Raw genomic sequence first — 10,403 nt, 5'->3', positions numbered from 1 at the left:
CACCGGCCTGTGACGTCGCCAGGTCGTCGTCCCCGATGGCGTGGGCGCGCCGCAGCGCGGTGATGGAGTCGTGGAGCCGTAGGTGCAGCGTGAGGACGAACTCGCGCATGGACATCTCCTCGGGTGGGCGTGGCGAGGGAGAACCGAAGGGGGTCTCTCCCAGGGGGTACCACCATGCCTACAGGTCCCGGGTGAGAATCCGGTTGGAGGCGGGCAGGAACCGGCAAAGAGGAGGGTGAGAGAACGGCCCCGGGGTGGACCCCGGGGCCGTCGACGCGGTGATCGTGGTCAGTGGTCGACCCACACGTACCAGTCACCGGACACGTGCTCGTAGATCCGGGAGCCCTGGCCGGGGACGAACACCCCGACGGGGATCTCCTCGGTGCTGTGGGCCAGACCCGCGGGCTGGAACATGCCGGCGCCCTCGATGGCGTAGTGCGTGACTTCGCCGTCCTGGGACACGCTGCGCAGTGGGTACAGACCGGTCCACTCGCCGTTGCGGGAGATCGCGGTGGCCACCCCGGTGTCCTCGCGTAGTTCCAGGAGCTGGTCGGTCGAGGCGCTCACACGGGCCTGCAACGGGACGTCGGCCACGGCCAGGCCGATGGCAACGAACGCGATCAGCGGGGCGCTCACCCAGCGCAGCCAGTAACGGCGGATCATCGGACGGGCGACGGCGAGCGCGATGCCCAGGCGCAGCGCGCCCATGCCGGCCAGCAGCAGACCGCCGACGAGGCCGACGATGAACGTGGGCAGGTGCCCGGCGGGCACACTGTCCTCGAAGAGCAGGACGAGCCCGACCAGGGCGCAGGCCGGGATGTAGAGATGACCGGGCGGACGCGAAGCCCAACCGATCAGTCGCTGCCCCAGCGTCTGTTTCTCCGCGATCTCGATCAGCTTGGCCACGGACCCGTCAGGGTTCGGACCGGAGGCTGAGGCGGACATGGCGTTCCCCCCACCGAATCCTGGTCATGGCGACGCGGCGGGCGTAACGGCACGGGGGCGGGAACGGGCCGCGTCACATTCGATACGGCCGTCGAAGCGCGGCCTGTTCCACAGGATAGAGCAGTGGCGGGGCGTGTTCGGGGCGTCGGTGAGAAATCGCGGGAGCTTTCCCACTCACCGTCGATGTCGTACGTCCTTCGCCTCGGAGGGGCCCGGGAGTTCGGGCACCGAGGACCAGGTGGTCCCAGGACCACCGTCCTCCCGCCATCGCCATGAGCACGCACACCGCCGTGACCAGCGCGGTAGCACCCCAGGAGCCGAACGGGGACAGGTGGTCCGTACCCGCTCCGAGAGTGCCGACGAGGGCCGCGAGGGCGAGCGCGGGACCGGTCAGCCATGTGAGCAGACCCACTGCGAAGGAGACCGAGAACGCCACGAGCAGGGCGGGCGTCAGTGGGGCGAAGAAGGCGAGCGGGGCGAGACCGGAATCGGAGAGACGTTCGGCGACCAGGTGTTCTCGACCGCGCAGCGACAGTCCGAACTCGGCGAACACCCAGCCCACGCCCACACGGGTCACGGCGGCGGCGACGTCGTAGAGACGGCCGCGGGCCCAAGGCGGGGGAGAAGGTCGGGGCCTGCCCTGTTGCATGTCCATTCCTTCCGGGGGACCGGCGGTGGCGACAAGCGGAAACTACCCAAAGTAAGACCCGATGACCGACTGTCATGGCCGGTGGGTCGCGCAAAACCCACCGGAAAACCCGGATGGCGGGGTTCCGACCTCTCCCGGAAGGCACGAAAATCGGACCGGGAGGTGGGCCGGCCGATCTAGGGTGGAACGCGTGCCGACGACTTCCCGAAAGCCCAGCCCCCCGCCCGCCCCCACCTTGGACGTGGAGAACGAACTCCATGCCGCGGGCGCGCGCGTGGTGGCCGGAATGGACGAGGTGGGACGTGGGGCCTGGGCCGGGCCGCTCCTGGTCTGCGCCGCCGTCCCCGGTGAGGGTGAGCCGCCCCCCGGACTCACCGACTCCAAGCGACTCACCCCCAAGCGCCGCCGGGAACTGGCCGCCGAGATCGAACCCTGGGTCGCCGACCACGCCTTCGGTTGGTCCTCACCCGCCGAGATCGACCGGGTCGGGATGACCGAGGCCCTGCACCGGGCGGGCCGTCGCGCCCTGGACGCCCTCGACCCCCGTCCCGACGCAGTACTCCTCGACGGCAGGCACGACTTCATCGGCCGCCCCTGGCGGGTGCGCACCCAGGTCAAGGGCGACCTGACCTGCGTCAGCGTGGCCGCCGCAGCCATCCTCGCCAAGGTCCACCGGGACGCGCTCATGGCCGAACTGGCCGAGGACCACCCCGGTTACGGATTCGAGAAGGCGGCCGGATATCCCTCGCCCGTCCACCGCGCCACCCTCGCCGAAGCCGGGCCGACCCCCCACCACCGGATGAGCTGGTCCTACCTGGACGCCCTGCCCCGCTGGCGCCACCTTCGCGTGATCCGACCGGTCTCGGACGGCGCCCTGCCCCTGTTCTGAACCTCGATCCACCGGCCCACGACACGCGGTCCCGCACTGGACATCCGACCCCCGATGGGGCAAGGCTGTTCTTTGCCCACACCCTCCGGCCCACCCCCGGGCCGCCCAGGCGACCCCCACGCAGGAAGGGGCATGGATGACGCGCGAGACGAGCCCCGCCGCGACGCGGGCGGCGCCACCCTCGGGGTTGGACCGCCTACGCGCGGCCTACCACCGTGTACCGCTGGGCCGCCGTCTCGTGGCGGCACTGGTCCTGGTCACGGTGATCGCGGTCGTCGCCCTCGTCCTGAGCGTGCCGGTGTTCCCGGTCCTGGTCGGCACGGCCCTGGCCCTCGTCGCCTTCAGCGCTTTGATGAGGTCCCTCGACGCGTTCCTCACCGTGCTGGTCGGCGTGCTGTGGCTGGCCATCGCCGTGCCCCTGTTCCAGATCCCCCTGCCGGGCAGACCCGTCGTCCTCTTCGTCCTCCCACTGCCCCTGTTGGTGACCCTGGTCGCGGGCCGCGTCCGCGAGTTCCCCGTCTGGCACACCTGTCTGCTGTCCCTCACCGCGGGACTCATCGTCGGGTTCTCCGTGGCCCTGTTCGGCATGGTCGTCGAACCCTTCCCCGGTGAGGCCGGGATCGCCGCGCTCTACGTCGCGGCGGGCGCCTGCCTGTTGTGGCGGCTGCTCGCCTCCAACCAGGTCATCAAGGAGAGCCGCGAGAACGAACGCAAACGCGCCGAGGACGGAACCCGGCCCAAGAAGGCCATGGGATCCGGTGGAACGAACGCCCAGGCCCCGTCGATGCGCGGCCGTGCGGCGGACACCCCCGGGCACCGTGCCGCCAAGGCGGGCACAGGGGAGGACGACGAACCCGTTCCGGTCGACCAGGCGTTGGCCGAACTCGAGGACATGATCGGCCTGGACCCCGTCAAACAGCAGGTGCGGGGTCTGGCCGCCTCCATCGAGGCCGCCCGCCTGCGCGCCGACGCCGGATTGAACGTCGAACGTCCCCTGCGCCACCTGGTCTTCTCCGGGCCGCCCGGCACCGGCAAGACCAGCGTCGCCCGTACCCTCGCCACCATCTTCCATTCCTTCGGGCTGTTGCCCACATCCCGTGTGGTGGAGGTCCAACGCGCCGACCTGGTCGGCGAGTACCTCGGGGCGACCGCGATCAAGACCAACGAGCTCATCGACAGCGCCATGGGCGGCGTGCTCTTCATCGACGAGGCCTATTCACTGGTCAACGAAGGCGACGGCCAGTCCGACCGATTCGGCAACGAGGCGGTCCAGACACTCCTCAAGCGCGCGGAGGACGACCGGGACGGCCTGGTCATCGTGCTCGCCGGCTATGACAAGGAGATGGACGCGTTCTTGGCCTCCAACCCGGGTCTGGCCTCGCGTTTCGCCACGCGCATCACCTTCCCCGGCTACAGCGCGGACGAACTGTTCCGCATCTCCGAGCGTCTCGTCGCCGCCCGTGGCGACTCCCTGGACACCGACGCCGCCCGAACCCTGCGTCTCCGCTACGACCAGGCCGTCCAGCGTCAGGCCGTGGACGAGCTGGGCAACGGCCGTTTCGCCCGCTCCATGGTGGAGAAGAGCTGCCAGGCGAGGGACGTGCGGGTGGTCACCGCCGGGGTGGGCGGCGACGAACCGGCCCCCCGACCCAGCGCCGACGACCTGGTCACCGTGCGCTCGGCCGACGTCGAGGCCGCCTACACCGAACTCACCTCCCGTATGCCCGGATTCGGTGAGGCCCCCGGTCTGGACGAGGCCATGGCCGAACTCGACGGCATGATCGGTCTGGAACCGGTCAAGGAACAGGTACGTTCCCTGGTGGCCCAGCTCCGTGTGGCCCGGCTGCGCGAGGAACAGGGTCTGCCGCACCAGCCGCCATTGCGCCACCTGGTCTTCACCGGCCCACCCGGCACGGGCAAGACCACCGTGGCGCGCGTTCTGGGCCGGGTCTTCGCCGCGCTCGGGATGCTCGGCCGCGCCGAGGTCGTGGAGGCCCAACGCGCAGACCTGGTGGGGGAGCACCTGGGCGCCACGGCGGTCAAGACCAACCGGCTCATCGACCGGGCCCTGGGCGGCGTGCTGTTCGTCGACGAGGCCTATTCACTGGTCAACCCCGGCTACAGCGGCGGCGACGCGTTCGGAGCCGAGGCCATCCAGACCCTGCTCAAACGCGCCGAGGACGACCGCGACCGACTGGTGGTTGTGTTGGCGGGATACACCACCGAGATGGACCGCTTCTTGGCCTCCAACGCAGGATTGGCCTCCCGGTTCAACGTGCGGGTGCGGTTCCCCTCCTACTCCGCCGACGAACTCTCCGAGATCGCCGACACCGTGGCGGCGGGCACCGGCGACGTCTTCGACGACACGGCCCGGGAGGACCTGCACAGCATCTTCACGCACGTGTGCGAGGCCGGATGGATCGACGAGCTGGGCAACGGCCGTTTCGCCCGTTCCCTCTACGAGGGCGCCTGCTCCCACCGGGACCTGCGGGTCTCCCGGGAACTGGGGGAGTCGGCCACCGCCACCGACCTGACCGTGATCACCAGCGAAGACGTGCGCCGGGCCTACTCCGCCGCCACCCAACAGAGCTAGCGTCCCGCGACACGGTCACCGTGGAGGGCGCCGCGCACTCGGGCAGAGGACGCGACCAGCGGATGTCCAAGGGCTCGGAGACCTTCGCCAACGTCAGGTGGCCGTTTGGGCGGCGGAACGCGCTGGCCGCGCCGCCTGCACGTTGGTGGGGTAGAAACGGTACTTGTACCCCCGCTTCACGGTCCTCCCCGCCACAGCCGGTGGACAACCGGATCGACCACGAACACGTATCCGAAATGGAAAAGGAGAAGGGTGTTTCCTCCCCGCCCTGAAGGACGGGGTATCCACCCGACAATCCGATGACCGCCTCACCCTCATCCAGCGAAACCCCCGTCACGCAGGCACTGATCCTCGCCGGGGGACAGGCCACCCGGTTGCGGCCCTACACCGACACCCGCCCCAAGGCGATGGTGGAGGTGGCCGGACGGCCCATCATCGACTACCAACTCGAATGGCTGGCCTCGCACGGTGTCGAGCAGGTCGTCGTGTCCTGCGGCTACAAGGCCGAAGTCCTGCGCGGGCACCTGGAGGCACGCGCCGAGGGCCCCGAGATCACCCTCCTGGTGGAGGACGAGCCGCTCGGCCGCGGCGGCGCACTGCGCTACGCCGCCGGCGGGCTGCGCGATCCCCAGGCCCCCTACTTCGCCCTCAACGGCGATGTCCTCACCTGGTTCCCGCTGGACGAACTGACCCGCAGGCACCGGGACAAGGGCGGCCTCGCCACGCTGGCGCTGTCGCGGTTCCGTACCACCTGGGGCATCGTCGACGTCGACGACGAGGACCGTATCGAAGGGTTCACCCAGAGCCCGCTGCTGCCGGTCTGGATCAACGCGGGCGTCTACCTGTTCGAGCCCGGCATCACCCCGCTGTTGCCGACCAAGGGCGACCACGAGTCCTCGACCTTCCCCGAGCTGGCGGAGGCCGGCAGGCTCACGGCCTACCGCATCGAAGGGTTCTGGCGCGGTGTCGACACCGTCAAGGACGTCAAGGAGGCCGGGGCCGAGATCGAGGCCATGCGCGCCTGAACCTCCGGGAGCGGCCGGGATTCATCCGGTCGTCGTACCCCGTGCTGCGGGGGCACCGGGGAGATGGGTATCGTCTCGATCGTGACGAACGACGGTTTCCTCCTCCCCAGTGCCCCCAACTTCCGTGACCTCGGCGGCCACCGCACGAAGGAAGGTCGCACCGTGCGCTCCGGGCTGCTATACCGCTCGGACGCGCTGCACACCCTCACCGAGCAGGAGCGGGCCACCTACGACGGCTTCGGCATCCGTCAGCTCATCGACCTGCGCAGTTCCCACGAACGCGACCGGCTCCCCGACCTGATCCCGAACGGCGCCGAGTACGCGGCGATCGGCGTGCAGAAGACCGACTCGGCCGGCGCCAACTTCATCGACCTGTTCGCCGATCCCGAGCAGGCCCGCGTCGCGTTCGGCGACGGTGCGGCCGAACGCCACATGTACGACGTCTACCGCGGCCTGGTCACCGACACCGAGGCCCTGGACGGCTACCGCGACCTGGTCGAACGCGCCGCCAAAGGGCCGACCGCGCTGGTCTTCCACTGCAGCGCCGGCAAGGACCGCACCGGCTGGGGCGCGGCCCTGCTGCTCACCCTCCTGGGCGTGGAGCGGGAGGTCGTGACGACGGACTACGTCGCCAGCAACGATCGTCAGGCCGCCACCGACCACTGGATGCGCCTGCTGTCCCAGGAGAGCGGTCTGCCGTGGGAGGACATCGAGCCGATGACCCGGGTCAAGCCCGACTACCTGGACAGCGCCTTCACCCTCATCGACCAGGAGTACGGGTCCTTCGACGACTACGTCGTGCGGGGCCTCAAGCTCACCGGTGCCACCATCGACGGCCTCAAGAGTCGCATGCTCGTCTGATCGACGTGCGCCGCGCCTCGGTCACAGGTCGTCGAGGCGGCGGCGCAGGTCGTTCTCGCCGGTGGCGCCGAACAGCGCCTCGGTCAGGTGGGTGAGCACGGTGGGGCGGTCCAGACCGCGATCCAGCATCCTTCGGGCCGCCGCCCACAGGTTGGCGGGGCGGCCGTCCCACAGGCGTTTGGCCAGACGCTCGTGACGGTCCAGTTCCCTCTCGCGCTCGGGGTCGGTTCCCTGCACGGGCCGGTACCAGTGCTCCTGACCGGTGGAGTGGTGGCGGCCGCTGTGCGGGGCCTCCTCGTACTCGCCGAAGTGGTCCAGACGCAGCAGGGCGCGACGGCCACGGGAGGTCGACGGGTCGAACTCGTCGGGGGCGTCGGTGATCAGCTCGCTGGCCAACAGTGGGAACGCGAACATGCGGCGGGCCAGGGACCTGAAGTCGCCGTCGGGCAACAACCGGCGCACCGCCTCCTGCCGCAGCCCGAGAGGGCGGGCGGGGTCACGGTAGGTGCGGGCGAATTCCGCGGTGGTCTCCCACACGGTGTCCAGGGTGGCCCCGACCGCGACGTCGGGCAGGTCGTTCTGTGCCCCGGCCCAGCGCACCCAGGCGGCGAGCACGTGCGGCATCGCCTCCTGCTCCTCGGGCAACAACACCACCCGACCGGGCAGCCAGTGCAGCAGGAACGACTCGACCTTGCGCGGGCTGACCCGTAGCGGGCGACCGGAGTCGACGTCGCAGCCGTAGGTGATGATGTGGTCCGCGCACCGACTGGCGGCGTAGGAGTCGGACAGCTCGGCGGCCTGGTCCGAGGCGAGGAAGCGGGCCGCCAGGACCGCACGGCGGTCACGCCGCCACATCGGCTGGTGCGCCTTGCCCTCGGGCAGCCGCTTGATGCGGGAGGCCGCCAGGGCGAAGTGGGCGGCCAGCGAACCACCGGTGAGGTCGGATCGTGAGATCCCGACGGGGTTGTCGACCTCCCCGGTCACCACGTTCTCGGTGCGTTCCAGTGCGCGGAGCAGGAGCGCCCGTGCCTGGGGCAGCGGCGACTCCTCGAACCGGGCGAAGTCATCGGTGCGCGCGCGTTCACGGCACTGGCCCAGGAGCCGGTCCACCTTGGTGGTCACCCACGCGTCGCGCAGCAGGCCGCCGCTGTTGTGGTCCAGCACGAGGATGAGCGCGTGTTCGGGTTCGCCGGAGTCACGGGCGTACACGCACACCACGTCGTCGGTGTCGCCGAAGCGGTCGCCGTTGACGTAGGCGGCCACGGGGGTGACCTCGCCCAGCTGGGAGGCCCAGGCCGGTGCGTGCAGACCCCGCTCGCGCAGCGCGATCATGCCCTGCTCGGCGAGTTCGCGTTGGGAGGCCGAGGTGCCCAGCGCGGTGATCGCGGCGAGCACCCCCAGCCCGGCGGGTTTCCCGGAGGCCGTGGCGTGGGTGATGAGGCCTTCTCCGAGCAGCCGTTCCACGTCCACCCCGGGGACCCGTTGCCCCCACCAGGAGCCCAGGAGCTCGCTGAAGGACAGCTCGGCGTCCAGCGGGTGGCGCATGGCGAGCAGCGCTCTGGCCGCGCGCAGCATTTCTTCGAACGCTGCGACGGGAACGTCGGGTCCTGTGGGCGGGGGCGTAGCGGAGGGCACGCTCCGAGCGTATGCCGGCCGGCGGCCGGAGGTGCCCTCGTCGGATCAGCGCGGTTCGGGGATCGCGCGTCGACCGGTGAACAGCGTGGTTCCCGGACGCCGTGCGGTATGTCGGGAGGGCGGCACGGACTTCACCATCGCCTCGAGGTGCTCTCGGGCGACCCTCTCGACGAGGTGTGGTGTGACCGTGATGCCCAGGTGTTCGGCACAGTTCCAGGTGTCGCTGACGCAACGTTCCACGCATCGGTGGGACAGCGCGCTGAACTCGTCATGAAGCCTTGCCGAGATCCGACTGAGATCCTGGACCGGGAAGGTCTGGAGCATTCTTGCTCACACCCCTAGCTGAAGATGGTCTGGACGGTGACCTCCACCTATTCCACTTGTTCTGAAGCGACTGTCAACCTCTCGCGCGGCACGCTGTTGATAAAACCTGGGGGAGGTACCGTTTACCCGAGCCGCGTCATCCACGCAGGCCACCACCACGAAATGGACGTTTCGGACATATAACGGTCCTGTTTCAGAGAGTTCGCCGCAAGTCGGTCATCGTCTGGGATTATGGGAGAACACGCCCGCGAAGCCCCCGGTCGACTGTGTGCACGGCGTCCGGTGGCCTACTATTTACCTTCCGTGCGCAACCGTGCCCCCGAAACCACGGACGTTGCGTGCGCAGAGTCGTGTCTTATGCTTGAGCCGTGACAGCGGCCGAGAGGGGTCATTGAGCGTGACTCCTGGGAGCCGCGGAGCCCCCCGAACGGAATCGGCGCCGCGCACCCCGCGCCATAAGCGTCATCGAACACGGGCGGCGGGCACGGTGCGCAGGGGACCACGCGGTCCGAGAACAGCCCCGCTGGGGATTCCAACCGTTCCGGAGGTGTCGAGCAGTTGAGCGCCGAGACGTCCATTCCCCCTCCCCGAATCAATGTGGCGGAACTACCGGACGCTGTGCAGACCCTGCTCACCGACGCTCCCATCGGGTTCGCCCTGCTCGGACCCGACGACGTCTTCGGTTCCATCAACCCCCGCATGGCCTCCGTCTTCGGCAGCACCCCCGAGCGCTGTCTGGGGCGTAGCCCGGGCCAGGTCCTGAAAGAGGGCGGTGACGCCCCCGGCGCCGCCGCCCAGACCATGTCCCTGACCTCGGTGCGCGAGAGCGGTCGGGCCGTGCGCGGTCACCACCGCACCACCGAGGGCCACACCTGGGACCTGACCTGGTTCCCGGTCAACGACCCGTCCAGCGGTGACGAGCACATCGCGCTCATCGCCGCCCGCGACCACGAGGACGGCGCGCACCGAGGCGAACGGCGCCTGCGCGCCCTGCTGCAGGCCGGCAACCAGATCATCTGGTCGGCGGGTCCCGGCGGCGACGTGCGCGAGGACTGCCCCCAGTGGCGCACCCTCACCGGGCAGGACCTGGATTCCTACCTGGGTCACGGTTGGCTGGACGCCGTCCACCCCGACGACCGTTCCCGCGTCGAACGCGCCTGGGACGACGCCGTCCTGGACGTGACCCCCTTCGACGCCATGTTCCGCGTCCGCACGCGCTCGGGCGGCTACGACCACTACCGCGCCCGGGCCAACCCGGTCATGGACGGCGCCGAGACCGCCGAGTGGGTCGGCACCCTGGTCGACATCACCACCGAACGCGAGGCCGACGAGCTTCGTCAGCGGCTCAACCAGCAGCTCAGTGAAGCGGCGATGCGCACCGCCCGACTACAAAAGGCCACCTCCGACCTGGCCGAGGCGCTCACCGCCGAGGAGGTCGTCCAGGCCATGTCCGAGATCGGCCGCTCCGGAGTGGGCGCCGAC

The 10,403-nt window shown here is 70.0% G+C and carries 9 protein-coding genes and 1 pseudogene; 5 read left to right on the top strand and 5 right to left on the bottom strand.

Translation table 11 applies throughout. The annotated features are described in order from the left end of the window. Positions 1-288 precede the first annotated feature (288 nt). Complete coding sequence (locus K8V84_RS05900) at positions 289-945, bottom strand: hypothetical protein (protein WP_304071446.1); 657 nt, start codon at positions 943-945, stop codon at positions 289-291. 73 nt (positions 946-1,018) lie between these two features. Further along, a complete protein-coding gene (locus K8V84_RS05895) occupies positions 1,019-1,594 on the bottom strand; it encodes a DoxX family protein (RefSeq protein WP_304071444.1) in 576 nt (191 codons plus the stop codon). A 190-nt stretch (positions 1,595-1,784) separates the two neighbouring features. Between K8V84_RS05895 and K8V84_RS05890 the strand changes: the two genes are divergently transcribed. Both K8V84_RS05890 and K8V84_RS05885 read left to right on the top strand, forming a co-directional pair. After that, positions 1,785-2,483, top strand: coding sequence for a ribonuclease HII (locus K8V84_RS05890; RefSeq protein WP_304071442.1), 699 nt, complete (start codon positions 1,785-1,787; stop codon positions 2,481-2,483). 136 nt (positions 2,484-2,619) lie between these two features. Beyond that, a complete protein-coding gene (locus K8V84_RS05885) occupies positions 2,620-5,076 on the top strand; it encodes an AAA family ATPase (protein WP_304071439.1) in 2,457 nt (818 codons plus the stop codon). Here K8V84_RS05885 and K8V84_RS05880 read toward each other — a convergent pair. Next, a pseudogene (locus K8V84_RS05880) lies at positions 5,075-5,200 on the bottom strand (RNA-guided endonuclease TnpB family protein); the annotation flags it as partial. The gene K8V84_RS05885 and the pseudogene K8V84_RS05880 sit on opposite strands and share 2 nt — an antisense overlap. Before the next feature lie 175 nt (positions 5,201-5,375). Here K8V84_RS05880 and K8V84_RS05875 point away from each other — a divergent pair. Together K8V84_RS05875 and K8V84_RS05870 are read left to right on the top strand one after the other, a co-directional pair. Beyond that, the gene (locus K8V84_RS05875; RefSeq protein WP_304071438.1) at positions 5,376-6,101 is read left to right on the top strand and encodes a nucleotidyltransferase family protein; all 726 of its coding nucleotides are present in this window, start codon (positions 5,376-5,378) and stop codon (positions 6,099-6,101) included. 63 nt (positions 6,102-6,164) lie between these two features. Next, entirely contained in the window at positions 6,165-6,962 is a 798-nt protein-coding gene (locus K8V84_RS05870; RefSeq protein ID WP_304071436.1) for a tyrosine-protein phosphatase, read from the top strand. 21 nt (positions 6,963-6,983) lie between these two features. On the opposite strand, the gene K8V84_RS05865 is transcribed toward K8V84_RS05870, so the two are convergent. Beyond that, the gene (locus K8V84_RS05865) at positions 6,984-8,537 is read right to left on the bottom strand and encodes a hypothetical protein (RefSeq protein ID WP_304071449.1); all 1,554 of its coding nucleotides are present in this window, start codon (positions 8,535-8,537) and stop codon (positions 6,984-6,986) included. A 105-nt stretch (positions 8,538-8,642) separates the two neighbouring features. Continuing rightward, positions 8,643-8,921, bottom strand: a complete 279-nt coding sequence (locus K8V84_RS05860; RefSeq protein WP_304071433.1) for a hypothetical protein — start codon at positions 8,919-8,921, stop codon at positions 8,643-8,645. Positions 8,922-9,479: 558 nt separating this feature from the next. Here K8V84_RS05860 and K8V84_RS05855 point away from each other — a divergent pair. After that, positions 9,480-10,403: PAS domain-containing protein (locus K8V84_RS05855; protein ID WP_304071431.1), on the top strand; the 924-nt coding region annotated here is incomplete at its 3' end.

The sequence above is a fragment of the Nocardiopsis listeri genome, from assembly GCF_020741345.1.
GTDB lineage: Bacteria > Actinomycetota > Actinomycetes > Streptosporangiales > Streptosporangiaceae > Nocardiopsis > Nocardiopsis listeri_A.
The sequence above is the reverse complement of the archived record's forward strand: the minus strand, read 5'-3'. Positions and strand labels throughout refer to the sequence as shown.

Bases quoted from the DNA above. Each gene is read 5' to 3' on its own strand.
- K8V84_RS05895 (WP_304071444.1), bottom strand. From the start codon at position 1,594: ATGCAACAGGGCAGGCCCCGACCTTCTCCCCCGCCTTGGGCCCGCGGC.
- K8V84_RS05900 (WP_304071446.1), bottom strand. From the start codon at position 945: ATGTCCGCCTCAGCCTCCGGTCCGAACCCTGACGGGTCCGTGGCCAAG.
- K8V84_RS05875 (WP_304071438.1), top strand. From the start codon at position 5,376: ATGACCGCCTCACCCTCATCCAGCGAAACCCCCGTCACGCAGGCACTG.
- K8V84_RS05860 (WP_304071433.1), bottom strand. From the start codon at position 8,921: ATGCTCCAGACCTTCCCGGTCCAGGATCTCAGTCGGATCTCGGCAAGG.
- K8V84_RS05865 (WP_304071449.1), bottom strand. From the start codon at position 8,537: ATGCTGCGCGCGGCCAGAGCGCTGCTCGCCATGCGCCACCCGCTGGAC.
- K8V84_RS05885 (WP_304071439.1), top strand. From the start codon at position 2,620: ATGACGCGCGAGACGAGCCCCGCCGCGACGCGGGCGGCGCCACCCTCG.
- K8V84_RS05870 (WP_304071436.1), top strand. From the start codon at position 6,165: ATGGGTATCGTCTCGATCGTGACGAACGACGGTTTCCTCCTCCCCAGT.